The organism is Streptomyces sp. NPDC055506, from assembly GCF_053643595.1.
In genome coordinates this window covers 1-17,294 of sequence record NZ_JBSHKH010000035.1, presented here as the reverse complement: position 1 = coordinate 17,294, position 17,294 = coordinate 1, and the positions used below count along the sequence as shown (strand labels likewise).

General features: G+C 69.8%; 17 protein-coding genes and 1 pseudogene. 10 read left to right on the top strand and 8 right to left on the bottom strand.

Annotated features, from left to right (window positions below; genetic code table 11):
• Positions 1-2 precede the first annotated feature (2 nt).
• Positions 3-908 (bottom strand): universal stress protein, encoded by a 906-nt coding sequence (locus tag ACWIF2_RS15990; RefSeq protein WP_454360940.1) that lies wholly within the window; start codon positions 906-908, stop codon positions 3-5.
• Positions 909-1,155: 247 nt separating this feature from the next.
• On the opposite strand from ACWIF2_RS15990, the gene ACWIF2_RS15985 reads away from it, so the two are divergent.
• Positions 1,156-1,857, top strand: coding sequence for a response regulator (locus ACWIF2_RS15985; protein ID WP_454360938.1), 702 nt, complete (start codon positions 1,156-1,158; stop codon positions 1,855-1,857).
• A 45-nt stretch (positions 1,858-1,902) separates the two neighbouring features.
• Here the strand turns inward: ACWIF2_RS15985 and ACWIF2_RS15980 are convergent, their stop codons facing one another.
• From ACWIF2_RS15980 to ACWIF2_RS15970, 3 genes are all read right to left on the bottom strand, one after another.
• Positions 1,903-3,633 carry a GAF domain-containing protein gene (locus tag ACWIF2_RS15980; RefSeq protein WP_454360937.1) on the bottom strand — a complete coding sequence of 577 codons (1,731 nt, stop codon included), beginning with the start codon at positions 3,631-3,633 and terminating at the stop codon, positions 1,903-1,905.
• A 102-nt stretch (positions 3,634-3,735) separates the two neighbouring features.
• Positions 3,736-4,335 (bottom strand): dihydrofolate reductase family protein, encoded by a 600-nt coding sequence (locus tag ACWIF2_RS15975; protein ID WP_454360935.1) that lies wholly within the window; start codon positions 4,333-4,335, stop codon positions 3,736-3,738.
• 44 nt (positions 4,336-4,379) lie between these two features.
• The gene (locus ACWIF2_RS15970) at positions 4,380-4,769 is read right to left on the bottom strand and encodes a VOC family protein (protein ID WP_454360934.1); all 390 of its coding nucleotides are present in this window, start codon (positions 4,767-4,769) and stop codon (positions 4,380-4,382) included.
• 122 nt (positions 4,770-4,891) lie between these two features.
• Here ACWIF2_RS15970 and ACWIF2_RS15965 point away from each other — a divergent pair, with 122 nt between their 5' ends.
• Positions 4,892-5,542 carry a TetR/AcrR family transcriptional regulator gene (locus ACWIF2_RS15965; RefSeq protein ID WP_454360933.1) on the top strand — a complete coding sequence of 217 codons (651 nt, stop codon included), beginning with the start codon at positions 4,892-4,894 and terminating at the stop codon, positions 5,540-5,542.
• 92 nt (positions 5,543-5,634) lie between these two features.
• On the opposite strand, the gene ACWIF2_RS15960 is transcribed toward ACWIF2_RS15965, so the two are convergent.
• Together ACWIF2_RS15960 and ACWIF2_RS15955 are read right to left on the bottom strand one after the other, a co-directional pair.
• Positions 5,635-6,402 (bottom strand): glucose 1-dehydrogenase, encoded by a 768-nt coding sequence (locus ACWIF2_RS15960; RefSeq protein WP_454360932.1) that lies wholly within the window; start codon positions 6,400-6,402, stop codon positions 5,635-5,637.
• 29 nt (positions 6,403-6,431) lie between these two features.
• Positions 6,432-7,453, bottom strand: a pseudogene (locus ACWIF2_RS15955) (zinc-dependent alcohol dehydrogenase family protein).
• A gap of 123 nt (positions 7,454-7,576) precedes the next feature.
• Between ACWIF2_RS15955 and ACWIF2_RS15950 the strand changes: the two are divergent.
• Positions 7,577-8,473 (top strand): helix-turn-helix transcriptional regulator, encoded by an 897-nt coding sequence (locus ACWIF2_RS15950; RefSeq protein ID WP_454360930.1) that lies wholly within the window; start codon positions 7,577-7,579, stop codon positions 8,471-8,473.
• A gap of 67 nt (positions 8,474-8,540) precedes the next feature.
• Here ACWIF2_RS15950 and ACWIF2_RS15945 read toward each other — a convergent pair whose 3' ends face one another.
• Together ACWIF2_RS15945 and ACWIF2_RS15940 are read right to left on the bottom strand one after the other, a co-directional pair.
• Entirely contained in the window at positions 8,541-8,978 is a 438-nt protein-coding gene (locus ACWIF2_RS15945; protein ID WP_149512092.1) for a hypothetical protein, read from the bottom strand.
• Positions 8,969-9,253 (bottom strand): hypothetical protein, encoded by a 285-nt coding sequence (locus ACWIF2_RS15940; protein ID WP_454360927.1) that lies wholly within the window; start codon positions 9,251-9,253, stop codon positions 8,969-8,971. Before ACWIF2_RS15940 ends, ACWIF2_RS15945 begins: the two co-directional genes overlap by 10 nt.
• A gap of 331 nt (positions 9,254-9,584) precedes the next feature.
• Between ACWIF2_RS15940 and hemL the strand changes: the two genes are divergently transcribed.
• From hemL to ccsB, 7 genes are all read left to right on the top strand, one after another.
• Entirely contained in the window at positions 9,585-10,901 is a 1,317-nt protein-coding gene (hemL, locus tag ACWIF2_RS15935; protein WP_454360925.1) for a glutamate-1-semialdehyde 2,1-aminomutase, read from the top strand.
• The gene (locus ACWIF2_RS15930) at positions 10,898-11,614 is read left to right on the top strand and encodes a histidine phosphatase family protein (protein ID WP_454360923.1); all 717 of its coding nucleotides are present in this window, start codon (positions 10,898-10,900) and stop codon (positions 11,612-11,614) included. Before hemL ends, ACWIF2_RS15930 begins: the two co-directional genes overlap by 4 nt.
• A 120-nt stretch (positions 11,615-11,734) precedes the next feature.
• Positions 11,735-13,030, top strand: a complete 1,296-nt coding sequence (locus tag ACWIF2_RS15925) for a hypothetical protein (RefSeq protein WP_454360921.1) — start codon at positions 11,735-11,737, stop codon at positions 13,028-13,030.
• Positions 13,031-13,096: 66 nt separating this feature from the next.
• A complete protein-coding gene (locus ACWIF2_RS15920) occupies positions 13,097-13,699 on the top strand; it encodes a TlpA family protein disulfide reductase (protein ID WP_454360919.1) in 603 nt (200 codons plus the stop codon).
• Positions 13,700-13,712: 13 nt separating this feature from the next.
• Complete coding sequence (locus ACWIF2_RS15915; protein ID WP_454361023.1) at positions 13,713-14,471, top strand: cytochrome c biogenesis CcdA family protein; 759 nt, start codon at positions 13,713-13,715, stop codon at positions 14,469-14,471.
• A gap of 3 nt (positions 14,472-14,474) precedes the next feature.
• Positions 14,475-16,217 carry a cytochrome c biogenesis protein ResB gene (gene resB, locus ACWIF2_RS15910; protein ID WP_454360917.1) on the top strand — a complete coding sequence of 581 codons (1,743 nt, stop codon included), beginning with the start codon at positions 14,475-14,477 and terminating at the stop codon, positions 16,215-16,217.
• Entirely contained in the window at positions 16,214-17,293 is a 1,080-nt protein-coding gene (gene ccsB, locus ACWIF2_RS15905) for a c-type cytochrome biogenesis protein CcsB (RefSeq protein WP_454360915.1), read from the top strand. The genes resB and ccsB overlap by 4 nt, the downstream gene beginning before the upstream one ends.
• Position 17,294: the final 1 nt, after the last annotated feature.

The following is a 17,294-nucleotide window of genomic DNA, read 5'->3' as shown; positions in this document are numbered from 1 at the left end:
CGTCAGCCGTGCGGTACGACGACGACCGGGGCGACGGCATGGTGCAACACCGCGTGTGTGACGGGACCGATGTGCGTCCCGAACGGGTTGTGGCGAACCCGCCGTCCCACGACTACCAGTGACGCCTGGCGAGAGGCCTCGATCAGGTGAGCCGCCGCGCCGCCCGAGCGGGACACCTCGACCACCTCGACGGACGGATACTTGTCCCGCCACAGCCGCAACGCGTCGGTGAGCGCGCCGGCGTGCGAGTGGACGACATGGTCGTACCGGTACACGTCGCCGGCTCCGCCGTAGACGAACCACAGCGGCAGATGCCAGCCGTGCACGGCCCGCAGGTAGGTCCCGCGCCGGGCGGCCGCGCCGAAGGCGAAGTCGATCACCGTCGCGTCGAGGTGGCCGGTGTCGACGCCGAGCACGACCGGCCGGTACCGCGTGGCGGCCGACGGAATGCCCGCCGCGTCCCTCTCATGCTCGTCGGCCGCCTGCTCACCGGCCCGGATCAGGACCACGGGACGCTCGGCACGCGCCACCACGGCCAGGCCGACCGACCCCACCAGGAACCCGCCGATGCCGCCCAGACCCCGCGAGCCCAGGACGAGCAGTTCGGCGTCCTCGGCGGCTTCGCTCAGCACCTTGCCGGGGTGGCCGGTCACGTGCTCGGAGATCACCTCGACGCCGGGATGACGCAGACCGAGACCTTCGGCGGTTTCGCGGGGAATCTTCTCGCCCCAGTCCCGCTGGGTCTCGACACCCAGCTGAGGGGCCTGCTCGACGGGCTCCGGCGCCGGCTCCCACACATGGAGGAGCTTCAACGGCAGCCGTCGCTGTGCCGCCTCCCGGGCAGCCCACTCGGCTGCGGCGCGGCTCTCGGGCGAGCCGTCCAGACCCACGGTGATGGTGCGGGACATGGTCTCCACCTCCGGAGTAAGAAGCTCTCGATTCGAGTGTCGCCCAATGCCGGCCGTCGCGGTGGAGGGGTCACAGGTCCTCCGCCGGGGCCGAAGGGCCCTGCCGCAGGGGGTCGAAACAGCGGGCGCGGCGGTACTCCGCCCCTGACATGCCTTGGGCCGGTCGGCCCTAGCGCGTCCGGCCACCGCACGTAATGATCGTGGTCAGGGGTGGTTCGCTCCGCCCTCCGGCCGACGAGGGGTCGAGATGACCGAGCCGCGCACCTTCACCGAGGAGCACCCGATCCGGGTCTTCCTGCTCGACGACCACGAGGTCGTGCGGCGCGGCCTGGCCGACCTGCTGGACGCCGAGCCGGGCATCTCGGTGGTCGGGGACGCCGAGAACGTCGAGCACGCGCTCGCCCGGGGCCCGGCGCTCCGCCCCGACGTCGCAGTCCTCGACGTACGCCTGCCGGACGGCGACGGCATCACCGTCTGCCGCGAACTGCGCAGCCGGATGCCGGGGCTGGCCTGTCTGATGCTGACCTCGTTCGACGACGAGGAGGCCCTGCTCGACGCGATCATGGCCGGGGCGTCCGGCTATGTCCTCAAGCAGATCAAGGGCTCCGACCTGATCTCGGCGGTACGCACGGTCGCCTCCGGGCGGTCCATGCTGGACCCGGAGACCACGGCCCGGCTGATGCGCTCGCTGCGCGCCGACCCGTCCGAGGAACCGGCCGTCGCCCCCGAGCTGGCCAGCCTGTCGCCGCGCGAGAGGGAGATCCTCGCCCTGATCGGCGACGGCCTCACCAACCGCGAGATCGGCGGGAAGCTCTACCTCTCCGAGAAGACCGTCAAGAACCACATCTCCCGCCTCCTGGCCAAACTCGGCGTCCAACGACGGGTCCAGGCAGCGGTCCTCGCATCGCAGTGGGAACACCCCGGGACGAGCGAGAATCCGTCCCACTGAGCCGGGGCCGGGGTTGCGCGGGCCGGAGCCGCCGACCAGCCGCCGTCACCCCCGGGACGACCGCACCGGTACCCGCCACATCACCCGGGTGCCGCTGCCCTCCGGGCGCTCACCGAGGTGGAGTTCGCCGCCGAGAGCCAGCGCGCGCTCCTCCATGTTCCTCAGGCCGCTGCGTGCGACACCCTCGGGTATTCCGCGGCCGTCGTCGGTCACCGTGAGCGTCAACTCGCCCTTCGCGCAGCTCAGGTGCACGTCCACGGAACGGGCCCCGGCGTGCCGGGCCACATTGCTCAGCGCCTCGCCGAGGACCGCGAGCGTGTGATCGGCGACCTCGCCCGGCGCATCCGTGTCCACCAGCCCCTCGATCCGCACCGCGGGAGCGAAGCCCAGGGACGAGGTCGCCGCCGTCACCGCGTCCGAGACCCGGCCGCGCAGACCGCTGCCTTCCCTCGCCCCGCCGTGCGTCCGCAACCCGAAGATCGTGGACCGAATGATCTTGATGGTCTCGTCCAGGTCGTCCACGGCCCGCGACAACCTCTCCACAGCTTCCGGATGGTCGATGAAACGCTGGGTGCTCTGCAGCGTCATCCCGGCCGCGAACAGCCGCTGGATGGCGAGATCGTGCAGGTCGCGGGCGATACGGTCACGGTCCCGCAGCAGTGTGATCTGCTCGGCGTCCCGGCGCCGCTCGGCCAGTTCCAGCGCCAGCGCCGCCTGCCCGGCGAACCCGAGCAGGGGCCGCGTATCGGCGTCCGTGAACGGCGTACGCCCCACCGCGCGCCCCAGCAGCAACACACCGCCGGCCTTGCCTCCGGCCTCCAGCGGAACACCGACCACGGGCCCGAGCCCGACCCACTGCGCCGCGTCCCCGCTGGTCCGCGCGTCCTCCTGGATGTCGGCGCTCACCGCGGGCTCCGCCGTGGTGAGGACGGCCGCCACGAAGCCGTCCGTGCCGGACATCACCAGACCGCTGCGCCGCTCGGCGTCCAGCCCGACGGCGAGCAACGGCCGCAGCGCGGCCTCCTCAGGCACCCGCTCGGCGATCATCCCGGCATCGGCGTCGGCGATCTGACGCGCCTGCTCCACGATCAGTTCGAGGACGTCCGTGCTCGGCGCGCCCGAAAGCAGGGCCCGCGTGACCTCGGAACTCGCCCCCACCCAACGCTCACGCAGCCGCGTCTCCTCGAACAGCCGGGCGTTCTCGATGGCCACGCCCGCCGCCACCGCGAGGGTGGCGAGCACCGACTCGTCCTCGGCGTCGAACTCCTCCGCGCTGCGCTTCTCCGTGAGGTAGAGGTTGCCGAACACCTGGTCACGCACCCGGATGGGCACACCCAGGAAGGAGTGCATCGGCGGATGATGCGGCGGGAAGCCGTACGAGGCCGCGTGCTCCGAGATCTCCGTCAGCCGCAGCGGCTCGGGGTGCCGGATCAGCTCGCCCAGGATGCCGTGCCCGCTGGGCAGGTCCCCGATCCGGGCCCGCTGCTCGTCGCTGATGCCGACGGTGTGGAACTCGGAGAGCATACGGTCGTCGCCGATGACCCCCAGGGCCCCGTACTCGGCGTCCACGAGCACGACGGCCGCCTCGACGATACGCCGGAGCACCTGGGCGAGATCCAGCTCCCGGCCGACCGACAGCACCGCCTCCAGCAGGCTGTGCACACGGTCCTGGGCACCCCGCGCCGCGTCGATCCGTGCCTGCAACTCGTCCAGCAGTTCGTCCAGCCGCAGCTTGGGCAGGTGCTGCTCGGATCGACCGGGCCGTTCCCCGCTCATCGTCGCCTCCGACCGGCTCACGCGGACGCACCCGGATCAGGCGCCTTCCCTCCCTCACGATAGTGCGTGGCGCCCTGGTGGGAGGGCGCACTGAAGGTGTCCTCAGTCCCCGGTGGCGCGCGCGTAGGTGAGGAAGGCCGCGCCGCTGTCGAGCACGGTGTGGCCGGTGAGCTCCCAGCCGCGCGGATCGAAGGCGGCCTTGTGGGAGAAGACCGGGATTCCGGAGCCGATGGTCAGCGGTGCCATCTTGAAGACGAGCTGGTCGATCTCGCCGTACAGGGCACCGGCCAGTTCCGCGCCGCCCAACAGCCAGATGTCCTTGCCGTCCTCCTGCTTCAACTGCCGAACCTTGTCCACGGGGTCACCGGCGACCAGTTCGACGGCCGGGTCCGGGCTCTCGGTGAGGGTCCGGGAGAAGACCAGGTGGCGCAGGTGGGGGTAGGCATCGGCGATGCCGGCCTTGAGACCGATCTCGTAGCTGCGCCGTCCTTCCAGCACGGTGTCGAAGTGCGTGCCCGGCGCGGTGACGGACAGCGCCGCCCGGGCCTGGACGGGCAAGGTCTCCGGGTACTCCGTCACGAGGTGCCGGATGTAGTCCTCGGGGATCGGCCAGAAGCCGTCCGGGCCCGTGGGGTCGGCGCCGTCCGGGCCCGCGATGAAACCGTCCAGCGTGGTGGCGATGTAGTACACGAGCTTTCGCATGCGGTGCTCTCTCTTCTGGGTCTGAACGAAGGGTGGCCGGGGGATCAGGAGTGGTTCGCTGTGACCCATTCGACGAGCTGGACGATGACCCCGTTGGGGTCGGTGACCTGGAACAGGCGTTCTCCCCAGGGCTCTTCGCGCAGGGGCATCGTGATGTCGACGCCTTCGGAACGCAGCCGCTTCTCCTCGGCTTCGATGCCGGTGACGGTGAAGGCGAGGATCAGTCCGCCGGCGTGCCGGTCGCGCTGCTCGGGCGGCAGGACGTCGATGCCCCGCCGGAGCAGGACGATGTCGACGGCGGCATCGTCACGGGTGAGGGAGACGAAACCGTCGGCCGCGGCCTGTTCCCGGTAGCCGAGGTGCTCGGTGAAGAAGCCGCGGGAGGCCGCGATGTCTTCGACCGTGAGGGAGACGGTGGAGGCGGTGATCCGCAAGTGGGGTTCCCTTTCCAGGCGGCGAGAGCTCGAGAGGTTCACTGATCTTACGTCGGTAGTAACATTACTCCCATGCGATTAACGCTGTAAACCTATTTTTACTACCGGGGTAAGATTTGCTCATGGAGACGAGGACGAGCACCGCCGCCCCGCTGGGCCTGCGGGAGGCGAAGAAGCAGGAAACGCGACAGCTGATCTCCGACCATGCGACACGGCTCTTCATCGAGCAGGGCTTCGAGAACACGACCATCGCCGAGATCGCGGCGGCCTCCCGCGTCGCGAAGAAGACGGTGACCAACTACTTCGCGCGCAAAGAGGACTTGGCCCTGGACCACCAGGACGAGTTCAGCGCCGCGCTGGCGCGCGTCGTGACCTCCCGCCGCCCCGGGGAGTCCGTCCTCGCGGCGCTGCGCCGTGCTTTCGAGGCCGCCGTCGCGGCGCAGGACCCGGTCGCCGGATTCGCCGGCCCGGACTTCTCCCGCATGATCACCGACAGCCCCACCTTGTCGGCGTGCCTGCGCAACCTGCACGACCAGCGCGAACAGGCGCTGGCGGAGGCCCTCGCCGAGACCGTCGGCGCACAGCCGGACGACATCACCGTCCGCACGATCGCCGGCCTCCTCGGCGCCACGCACCGCGTCCTGTTCCAACGCATCCAGGACCTGACCCTGGCCGGCCACACCAACGACGAGATCGCCAAGACCATCGCGAAGGAAGCCCCCCAGGCCTTCGACCTCCTCGAACCGGCCCTCCATGACTACGCGGTCGCCTGAGGGGCCGTAGCCCCGCTGTCGGCGAACGTGGTCAGCCTCGAAGGGAGCCGCTCGGAGATGCCCTGTTTGCGCCAGCGCGGGCGCACCATGATTCAGTGGACGGTGAAGCCACCGTCCACGGGGAGAGCCGTCCCGATGACGAAGCCGGCCCCGGGGCTGCACAGCCACAGGACGGCTGCCGCGACCTCGTCCGCTGCCCCCAGTCGGCCGATGGGCTGTTCCTTGATGATCTCGGCCATGGCCTCGGCCTGGCCTTCGAGCATGTCGGCGACCATCGGGGTGTTGATGACGCCGGGGCACACGGCGTTGACGCGGATGCCGCGGGGCGCGTACTCGACCGCGGCGCTGCGGGTCAGGCCGATCACGCCGTGCTTGGAGGCGTGGTAGGCGGCGCGCTCGGGCAGTCCGACGAGCCCGCCCAGGGATGAGCAGTTGACGATGGCGCCGCTGCCCTGCTCGCGCATCTGCCGCAGTTCGTGCTTCATCGCCGCCCAGACGCCGCGCAGGTTGACGGCGTTGACCCGGTCGAAGTTCTCGGCCGTCTCGTCGGCCGCGTCGGTCGGCGGCACCTGGATGCCGGCGTTGTTGAACGCCATGTCCAGGCGGCCGTACTCCGTCACCGCGGCCCGCACTGCCGCTTCCGCCTGCTGTTCGTCGGTGACGTCGCAGACGACACCGATCGCCCGCCCGCCGACGCCGGTGATCTCCTCGGCCGCCTTGTGGACGGCGTCGTGGTCGCGGTCGGCCAGGACCACGGCCGCGCCGGAGTCGGCGAAGGCGCGGGCGGCGGCCAGGCCCATGCCGGAGGCGGCGCCGGTGACCAGGGCCACCTGCCCGGAGAAGTCGTACGTGGGGTTCATGATGTTCTCCCGTCGAGTCGAACAGGGGGTCAGGGCTTCAGCAGGGTCTTGATGGCACGGCGCTCGTCCATCGCCTCGAATCCCTCAGCAACCTGTTCGAGCGGGAGGGTGAGGTCGAAGACCTTGCCCGGGTCGATCTCGCGGTCCCAGATGAGCTGGATCAGCTCGGGCAGGAACCGGCGCACCGGGGCGGGGCCACCGTGCAGATGCACCCCGGAGAAGAACAGTTCCTCGCCCGGAAGCTCCACACCGTGCGCCACACCCACGTATCCCACGTGCCCGCCGGGGCGGGTGGAGCGGATGGCCTGCATCATCGATTCCTGGGTGCCGACGGCCTCGATCACGCTGTGGGCGCCGTATCCGCCGGTGAGCTCCTTGATCCTGGCCACGCCCTCGTCCCCGCGCTCGGAGACGATGTCGGTCGCGCCGAACTCGCGGGCGAGCTTCTGCCGAGACGCGTGCCGCGACATCGCGATGATCCGCTCCGCGCCCAGCTGCTTCGCGGCCAGAACGGCGAGCAGGCCCACGGCTCCGTCACCGACCACGGCCACGGTCTTGCCCGGCCCGGCCTCCGCGGCCACGGCGCCGAACCAGCCCGTTCCCAGCACATCGGAGGCGGCCAGGAGCGAGGGGATCAGGTCGTCGGCCGGTATCCCGGGGGTGGCGACGAGGGTGCCGTCGGCCAGCGGCACCCGCAGGTACTCCGCCTGCGCCCCGCCGGCGCCGACGAACTCGACATGCGCGCACCGTGACTGGTAGCCGGCCTCACAGATCTCACAGGTGTTGTCCGAGGCCATGAACGAACCGACGACGAAGTCGCCGACGCCGATGTTCCGCACCTCGTCGCCGATCTCGGTGACCACGCCGACGTACTCGTGACCGATCGGGGTCGGCTGTGTCACCTCGTTGATGCCGCGGTAGTCCCACAGGTCCGAACCGCACACACAGGTGGCCGACACCCGGATGATCGCATCCGTGGCGCGACGATCGTGGGGTTCTCGCGCTCTTCCACCCGGACATCGCCCGGGGCATGAATGACAGCTCCACGCACTTGCAGCATTCCTTTTCACACAGATTTCTGGGGTGCCTGGCCACCGTCCCTCGTCCCGCGGATGCCTGCCAGGCACTCTCAGGGACCCCCACATCGGGAACAGGCGGTCCTAGCCTTGAAGCCATGGAGTTTCAGCAGGAGATCCGGGGCTTCCTCATGAGCCGCCGGGCGAGGATCACTCCCGAGCAGGCGGGCCTGCCCCATGCCGGGGGTGACCGGCGCGTCAAAGGGCTGCGGCGCGAGGAGGTCGCGATGCTCGCCGGACTCAGCGTCGAGTACTACACCCGCATCGAGCGCGGCCGGCTCGGTGGCGCGTCCGAGAGCGTCCTCGACTCGATCGCCCGTGCGCTGCAACTCGACGACGACGAGCGCGCCCACCTGTACGACCTGGCACGCAGCGTCGCGCCCGGCTCACGCCGCAAGCGCCCCGAGCGCACCTCACCCATCACCGCGTCGGTGCAGCAGGTCCTCGACTCCATGAGCGTGCCCGCCGTCGTACAGAACGGCCGCCTCGATCTCCTCGCGGCCAACGACCTGGGCCGCGCTCTGTACGCCGACCTCTTCGACATGGCTCAGCAGCCACCGAACATCGCCAGGTACGTGTTCCTCGACCCGCGAGCCGAGGCCTTCTACGCCGACATCAACGAGGCGAAGAACCAGGTGGTCGCGATACTCCGCGCGACCGCCGGACGCGACCCACTGGACAAGCAGATGACCGAACTCATCGGCGAGCTCTCCACCCGCAGCACCGATTTCACCACCCGCTGGGCCAGGCACAACGTGCGCCGCCACTCGCGCGGACGCAAGACCGTGCACCACCCGGCCGTCGGACAAATGGACCTCGCCTACGACGACTTCGCACTGCCCGGTGACCCCCACGTCTCGATCACCACGTACACCGCGGATCCCGGTACGCCCAGCGCCGACGCTCTCACCCTGCTGACGACCTGGGCCGATACGCGGAAGCAGCCGCAGACCATCAGCGCCGACGTACGCCGCCTTCGCCCCCGTCACCCCTAGGTGTTCGATCTGCTGAGCCCCGCCCGATCAAACGCCCTCACAGCAGCCCCAGCACGGAAACCCCAGCTCAGGGCCACACCAGGCAATACGGCTGATGCCCCGCCTCATGCAGCCGATGCGAGAAGTCCTGCCACTCGTGGAGCAGTTGGTAGACGTTGAACGCGTCCCGCGGCCCGCCCCGGTCCGGGACTGTCGACCAGATGAAGGCCGCCGCTCCCACCGCCTCCTCGCCGATGCCCCGGAGGGGGTCGACGACGGTCATGGGGAGCTTCACCACCGCGTAGTCGGGGTGCAGGACGACCAGTTCCAGGGGCGGGACCTTGTGCAGGGGGATGCCCTCGATGCCCGTCAGGACCATCGCCGCCATGGTCTCCGGCTTGATCTTGGTGAACATGCCGTTCATGCCGAGTTCGTCGCCGCCGAGTTCCTCGGGGCGCATCGAGATCGGGACGCGGGCCGCCGTCGCACCGTCGGGCGCGCCGAAGTACTTGTACGTCACCCCCACCCGGCCACCATTCCTGCTCCCCGCACGAAGATCGTCCACCCGGTGTTCAGCCTGAAATTCATCCACGCGACGCTCACCCCGACGTTCAGCCCGAAGATCGTCCAGCCGATGTTCAGTACGTCCGTCGGACCGCTCCGGTTCACTCTGCGGACCCTGCGTCTGACGAGTTTCCTGAGTGTCCTCCGCCTCGCGCCGGTGTCTGCCCCGCCTGGCACGTCGAGGACCCAGGTCATCGGTCCCCTCGCCCAGTCCGCCACCGCGATGCATATCTCCACCCGACTGCTTTTTCTAGGACGCGTCGCCCCCGCCGCGCGACCCGATCATCGTGTCAGTGACCTCCCCCGCGGCCGCCCGCCGAAACGTACGCCGAAACATCTGTCCGCAGGATCTTCGCAGCCTCTGACCACCCTGGGCCGTTTGATCTGTGTGTATCAGGTCCAGTCTCGCAGACGGCCGGGAATCGCGGGCCGGATGAGGGCTCGCTCACCCGGGTCCCGTCAACAGACCCCGGTCCGTCCGCCCCGCAACCGCCCCTGGCCTACCCTGAACAGGTCACTGGCACCCGGAGCCCGACAACGTCGGAGAAGGTCGGAGAAGTCGCAGGTCATGAGCGAACTGTCATATCCGTATGAAGCACCGGCCTCGCAGGCTCTGTTCGACCGTGCGGCGGCCGTCACGCCCGGCGGTGTGAACTCACCGGTACGGGCCTTCCGCGCCGTCGGCGGCACGCCGCGGTTCATGGTGTCCGGCACCGGCCCGTATCTGACGGACGCCGACGGACGCGAGTACGTGGATCTCGTGTGCTCATGGGGGCCCATGATCCTCGGGCACTCGCACCCCGAGGTCATCGCCGCCGTCCAGGAGGCCGTCGCCCGCGGTACGTCCTTCGGTACGCCCGGTGAGGGCGAGGTCGCGCTCGCCGAGGAGATGGTCGCCCGCGTCGCACCGCTGGAGCAGGTCCGGCTCGTGTCCAGCGGCACCGAGGCGACCATGTCGGCGATCCGCCTCGCGCGCGGGTTCACCCAGCGCACCAAGGTGATCAAGTTCGCCGGGTGCTACCACGGCCACGTCGACTCGCTGCTCGCCGCGGCCGGCAGCGGCGTCGCCACCTTCGCGCTGCCCGACACCCCGGGCGTCACCGGCGCCCAGGCCGGCGACACCGTCGTCCTGCCCTACAACGACCTCGACGCCGTACGCGAGGCCTTCCGGGCGCACCCCGGCGAGATCGCCTGCGTGATCACCGAGGCCTCCCCGGGCAACATGGGCGTCGTGCCGCCCGCGGACGGCTTCAACCAGGGGCTCAAGGACATCTGCTCCGAGAACGGCGCCCTCTACATCTCCGACGAGGTCATGACCGGCTTCCGGACCAGCCGCGCCGGATGGTTCGGGGTCGACGGCGTCGTCCCCGACCTGATGACCTTCGGCAAGGTCATGGGCGGCGGCTTCCCCGCCGCGGCCTTCGGCGGGCGCGCGGACGTCATGGCGCATCTCGCTCCGGCCGGGCCCGTCTACCAGGCCGGCACGCTGTCCGGGAACCCCGTCGCCACCGCGGCCGGCCTCGCCCAGCTCAGGCTGCTCGACGACGCCGCCTACGCCAAGGTCGACGCCGTCTCGAAGCAGATCCGGGGCCTCGTCACCGACGCCCTGACCAAGGAGGGCGTCGCGCACACGCTGCAGAACGCCTCCAACATGTTCTCCGTGTTCTTCACCGACCGCCCGGTCAGGAACTACGAGGACGCCAAGGCGCAGGAGTCCTTCCGCTTCACCGCCTTCTTCCAGTCGCTGCTCGCCGACGGCGTCTACCTGCCGCCGTCGGCGTTCGAGTCCTGGTTCGTCTCCACCGCGCACGACGAGCGTGCCGTGCAGCGCATCGCCGACGCCCTCCCGGCGGCGGCCCGTGCGGCCGCGGAGGCGACGGCATGAGCGACGAGAACGGGATCAGCGAGGAGATCAGCGGCGACAACGGCGACGTCACCGTCGTCCACGTCATGCGCCACGGCGAGGTCGCCAACCCGGACGGCATCCTCTACGGCCGTCTCCCCGGCTACCACCTCTCCGAGCTGGGCCGGCGGATGGCGGACCGGGTCGCCGAGCACCTCTCGGAGCGCGATGTCACCCACGTCGTCGCCTCCCCGCTGGAGCGGGCGCAGGAGACGGCCGAGCCGATCGCCAAGGCGCACGGCCTCGACCTCGCCACCGACGAGCGGCTGATCGAGGCCGACAACATCTTCCAGGGGAAGACGTTCGGCGTCGGCGACGGGGCGCTGCGCAGGCCCGGCAACTGGAAGCACCTGGTCAACCCGCTCCGGCCGTCCTGGGGCGAGCCGTACGTCGACCAGGTCGTCCGCATGATGAGCGCGCTGAGCACGGCGAAGGACCGGGCCCGGGGGCACGAGGCGGTCGTGGTCAGCCATCAGCTGCCGATCTGGATCGTGCGGTCGTACGTCGAGCGGCGGCGGCTGTGGCACGACCCGCGCAAGCGGCAGTGCACGCTCGCCTCGCTGACGACCTTCACGTTCCGGGGCGACCGGATCGTCTCCGTCGGCTACACCGAGCCGGCCCGCGATCTCGTCCCGGCGCATCTCCTCGCCGGCGCCAAGCCGGTGAAGGGGAAGGACAAGGCTTTCGGCGCGTAAGCCCTTTCTGTTCGCTTCTGACTCTCCCGTTACGGAATCTGCAAATTTCTGCGGAACCTCCCCGTTCGTCGCGTCCTCTGACTGGGTGACCACCAGAGAACGTTGAGGAACGGGGATGCCATGCGCCCTTACTCCCGCAGGGGAATGCTCGGAATCGGCGCGGGTGCCGCGGCCGCCGTCTCGCTCGCCGGGTGCGGCGGCCTCACGGGGTCAGATGGGTCGAGTCACGCCGACGGTTCCGGAGATTCCGCTCAGGGCGGCTCCAAGCCCAAGCCGAAGCCCACCGCGCGCCCCATCGGCGACGGCTCCACCGCCTACACCGGCAAGCAGCCCCACCAGCCCGGCAAGCCCGAGCCGCTGGAGCCCGGCCAGACCCCGCCGCAGTTCGTCGTGTTCTCGTGGGACGGCGCCGGCGAGGTCGGCAACGGCCTCTTCCCGCGCTTCCTCGACCTCGCCAAGGAGCACGGGGCGAGCATGACCTTCTTCCTGTCCGGGCTGTATCTGCTGCCCGAGTCGAAGAAGCGCCTCTACGACCCGCCGAACAACCCGCGCGGCGCCTCCGACATCGGCTACCTCACCGACGCGCACGTCAAGGACACCCTGAAGAACGTCCGCCGGGCCTGGCTCGAGGGCCACGAGATCGGCACCCACTTCAACGGCCACTTCTGCGGCGAGGCCTACGGCTCGGTCAAGAACTGGACGCCCCAGCAGTGGCGCAGCGAGATAGACCAGGCGAAGTCCTTCGTGAAGGAGTGGCGCACCAACACCGGCTGGACCGACCTGCCGTCGCTGCCGTTCGACTACGACAAGGAGCTCGTCGGCGGCCGTACGCCCTGTCTGCTCGGCCAGGACAACCTGCTGCCCACCGCCCGCGAGCTCGGCTGGCGCTACGACGCCTCCTCGCCCGGCGGCCGCCAGGTGTGGCCCGTGAAGCGGCAGGGGATCTGGGACCTGCCCTTGCAGCAGATACCTTTCCCCGGCCGGCGCTTCGAGGTCCTCTCGATGGACTACAACATGCTGGCAAATCAGTCCATAAGCACCACAAAGGCTCCCGCGCACAACTACCCGGGCTGGCGGGAACAGTCGGTCCAGGCGTACATCCAGGGCTTCCAGCGGGCCTACGAGTCCAATCGCGCGCCCCTCTTCATCGGCAACCACTTCGAGCAGTGGAACGGCGGCATCTACATGGACGCCGTGGAGGAGGCCTTCAAGCACATCGCGCGCGAGAAGGACAAGGGCGCGGATGTGCGCCTCGTCTCCTTCCGGCAGTTCACCGACTGGCTGGACGTCCAGAAGCCCGAGGTGCTGGCCAAGCTCCGTACGCTCGAGGTCGGGCAGCAACCGGCCGGTGGCTGGAAGGGGTTCGTCGAGAAGACCCCGCAGGGGACCGGGACGCCCTCGGAAAACGCTGCCTGAAATGCGGTTTTCCGCCCGCAAGGGGGGTGGGCGAGATTCCCAGAACGGGCATGCGAAACTTTTCACATGAGTGCCGCCAGCCGCGCCCCCCTGCGTAACACCGCCCTCGCCGCCGCTCTCACCGCGACCGCACTGCTCGTCTCCGCGTGCGGCTCGGGCGGCACCTCCGGCGGGGGCGGCAACACCAACTTCGTCACCGGCTCCGACGGCACCGCCACGGCCGCCAAGGGCGAGCGCACCCCGGCCCCCGACCTGTCCGGCAAGACCATCGCCGGCAAGACGCTCGACGTCGCCGACTTCAAGGGCAAGGTCGTCGTCCTCAACGTGTGGGGCTCCTGGTGCAACCCCTGCCGCGCCGAGGCCAAGTACTTCGCGAAGGTCTCCAAGGCGTACGAGGACAAGGGCGTGCAGTTCGTCGGCATCAACACCCGTGACACCTCCACCGGCGCCGCGCTCGCCTTCGAGAAGGACTGGGACATCACCTACCCCAGCCTCTACGACCCGACCGGCAAGCTGCTGCTGCGCTTCGACAAGGGCACCCTCAACCCGCAGGCGATCCCCTCCACCCTCGTCCTCGACCGGGACGGCAAGATCGCGGCCCGCTCGCTGTCCGCGCTCAGCGAGGAACGCCTGCTGAAGATGCTCAAGCCCGTCGTCGCGGAGAAGTGACGTGAGCGCAGCGATGCTCGCGGCCGCCACCGACCCCAACCAGACCGTCCTCAACGGCGCTCTGCTGGCGGCCCTCCCGCTCGCCCTGCTCGGCGGACTGGTCTCCTTCTTCTCGCCGTGCGTCCTGCCCCTGGTCCCCGGCTACCTCTCCTACGTCACGGGCGTCAGCGGCACCGACCTGGCCGAGGCACGGCGCGGCCGGATGGTCGCCGGAGCCTCGCTGTTCGTGCTGGGCTTCACCGCCGTGTTCGTCTCCACCGGGGCATTCTTCGGATTCTTCGGGCAGACGCTCCAGGAGCACAAGGACATCCTGTCCAAGGTGCTCGGCGTGTTCATGATCCTCCTGGGCGTCTTCTTCATGGGCCTCATGCCCTGGCTCACCCAGCGAGAGTTCCGCTTCCACCGCAGGCCGGTGGCCGGGCTGATCGGCGCTCCCCTGCTCGGAGCGCTGTTCGGGATCGGCTGGACACCCTGCATCGGCCCCACCCTCGCCTCCGTGCTGGTCCTCTCCTCCGACCAGGGCAGCGCCGGACGCGGCGCCCTGCTGACCGTCGCGTACTGTCTGGGGCTGGGCGTGCCGTTCGTGCTCGCCGCGGTCGCCTTCCGCAAGGCCCTCGGAGCCTTCGGGTGGATCAAGCGCCATTACGTCTGGGTGATGCGGGTCGGCGGCACCATGATGATCGTGACCGGTCTGCTGCTGCTGACCGGCGCGTGGGACCGCATCGTGCAGGAGATGCAGGTCTGGTCCGACGGCTTCACTGTGGGGATCTGATCGATGAGCAAGACCACCGCCCCCGACCCGGCCCCGCCCGCCGGTGAGGACCAGGACCTGGGCGCCGCCGGCTCCCAGCTGTCCACCGCCCCCAAGGAAGACCTGCCCAACCTGCCCGCCCTGGGCGTCATCGGCTGGGCCCGCTGGTTCTGGCGCCAGCTGACCTCCATGCGGGTCGCGCTGCTGCTGCTCCTGCTGCTCTCCCTCGGCGCGATCCCCGGCTCGCTCATCCCGCAGTCCGGCGTCGACGAGACGAAGGTCGCCGACTTCCGGAAGAACCACGAGACCCTCGGCGAGATCTACGACAAGCTCGGCCTGTTCCACGTCTACGGCTCGGTGTGGTTCTCCGCGATCTACATCCTGCTGTTCATCTCCCTCATCGGCTGCATCGTGCCCCGCACCTGGCAGTTCGTGGGCCAGCTGCGCGGCCGCCCGCCGGGCGCGCCCAAGCGGCTGAACCGGCTGCCCGCCCACACCACCTGGCGCACCACGGCCGAACCCGAGCAGGTGCACGAGGCCGCCCTGGCCCTGCTCAGGAAGCGCCGCTTCCGCGCCCACCTCGCCGGTGACGCCGTCGCCGCCGAGAAGGGCTATGTGCGCGAGCTGGGCAACCTCGTCTTCCACATCGCCCTCATCGTGATGCTGGTCGCCTTCGCCTGGGGCCAGCTGTACAAGTCCGAGGGCAACAAGCTCGTCGTCGAGGGCGCCGGCTTCTCCAACACGCTCACCCAGTACGACGACTTCAAGTCCGGCAACCTCTTCACGTCCGACGACCTGGTGCCGTTCAGCTTCAACCTGAAGAAGTTCACCGGCACCTACGAGCGCACCGGCCCCAACAAGGGCACCCCGCGCACGTACCAGGCCTCCCTCGACTACAGCGCGGGCCCGTACGGCAAGGACGAGAAGACCACCGTCAAGGTCAACCACCCCCTGGAGATCGGCGACTCCAAGGTCTACCTCGTCAGCCACGGCTACGCCCCCGTCATCACCGTCCGGGACGCCACGGGCAAGGTCGTCTACGAGGACGCCGTGCCGCTGCTGCCGCTGGACGCCAACGTCACCTCCTCCGGCGTCGTCAAGGTCCTCGACGGCTACCGCAACGCCCAGGGCAAGAAGGAACAGCTCGGCTTCAACGCGTTCTTCGTGCCGACCTACGGCGGCCACGCCAGCGGCACGATGCTGTCGCAGTTCCCCGCGCTGGACTCCCCGGTGCTCGCACTGTCCGCCTACCACGGCGACCTGGGGGCCGACTCGGGCATCCCGCAGAGCGTGTACCAGATGGACAAGACCAACATGAAGGAGTTCAAGGACTCCAAGGGCAAGCTGTTCAAGCGGCTGCTGCGGCCCGGCGACTCCATGACCCTCCCGAACGGCGCCGGCTCGGTCACCTTCGGCAAGACCGTCAAGGAGTGGGCCGGCTTCCAGGTCGTCCAGGAGCCCGGCGGCGGCTGGGCCCTCGCCGGCGCCATCGCCGCCATCGGCGGCCTCGCCGCCTCCCTGTTCATCCAGCGCCGCCGCGTCTGGGTGCGCGCGGTCCGAGGCGCCGACGGCGTCACCGTCGTCGAGATGGCCGGCCTCGGCCGCAGCGAGTCCGCCAAGGTTCCGGAGGAACTGGGCGACCTCGCCGGAATCCTCTACGACGAGGCCCCGGGCGCGCCCGACCCCGACGACCCCGCAGATTCCCCCGACGCCGACCAGGAGCCGGGCACCGACACCCCCGTAGCTGCCGAAGGGGCTGAGCAGTGACTCTCGCCGCCGCCACCAACGAAAATCTCGCGAGCATCAGCAATGTGCTGATCTACTCCTCGATGGCCGTCTACACCCTGGCCTTCTTCGCCCATATCGCCGAGTGGATCTTCGGCAGCCGCAGCAAGGTGGCCCGTACCGCCGCCGCGCTCACCGGGCAGGCCGAGAAGAAGGCGGCCCCGGCCGTCACCGTGAACAAGGCCGGCGGCACCGCCGTCCTGGAGCGGCCGAAGGTCACCGTGCGGGCCGCGTCCGGTCAGCGGGACGTGCCGGACGGGCCCGGCGCGGCCGGCGGGGACGAGCAGGGCGACCTGTACGGCCGGATCGCGATCTCCCTCACCGTGCTCGCCTTCCTGGTCGAGTTCGGCGGTGTCCTCACCCGCGCCCTCTCGGTGGAGCGGGCGCCGTGGGGCAACATGTACGAGTTCAACATCACCTTCTCCACGGTCGCCGTCGGCGTGTACCTGGCGCTGCTCGCCCTGAGGAAGAACGTCCGCTGGCTCGGGCTGTTCCTGGTCACCACGGTCCTGCTCGACCTCGGTCTGGCCGTCACGGTCCTCTACACCGCCAGCGACCAGCTGGTCCCGGCGCTGCACTCGTACTGGCTGTACATCCACGTCTCGACCGCGATCTTCTGCGGCGCGGTCTTCTACGTCGGCGCGGTCGCGACGATCCTGTACCTCTTCAAGGACTCCTACGAGACCAAGCTGGCGGGCGGCGGCACGCCCGGCACCTTCGCCACCTCCGTGCTGGAGCGGCTGCCCGCCTCGTCGTCCCTGGACAAGTTCGCCTACCGCGTCAACGCCGCCGTCTTCCCGCTGTGGACGTTCACGATCATCGCGGGCGCCATCTGGGCCGGCGACGCCTGGGGCCGCTACTGGGGCTGGGACCCCAAGGAGGTCTGGTCCTTCATCACCTGGGTCGCCTACGCCGGCTACCTGCACGCCCGCGCCACCGCCGGCTGGAAGGGCCGCAAGGCCGCCTACCTGGCCCTTCTCGCCTTCGGCTGCTGGCTGTTCAACTACTACGGCGTGAACATCTTCGTCTCCGGCAAGCACTCCTACGCGGGCGTGTGAC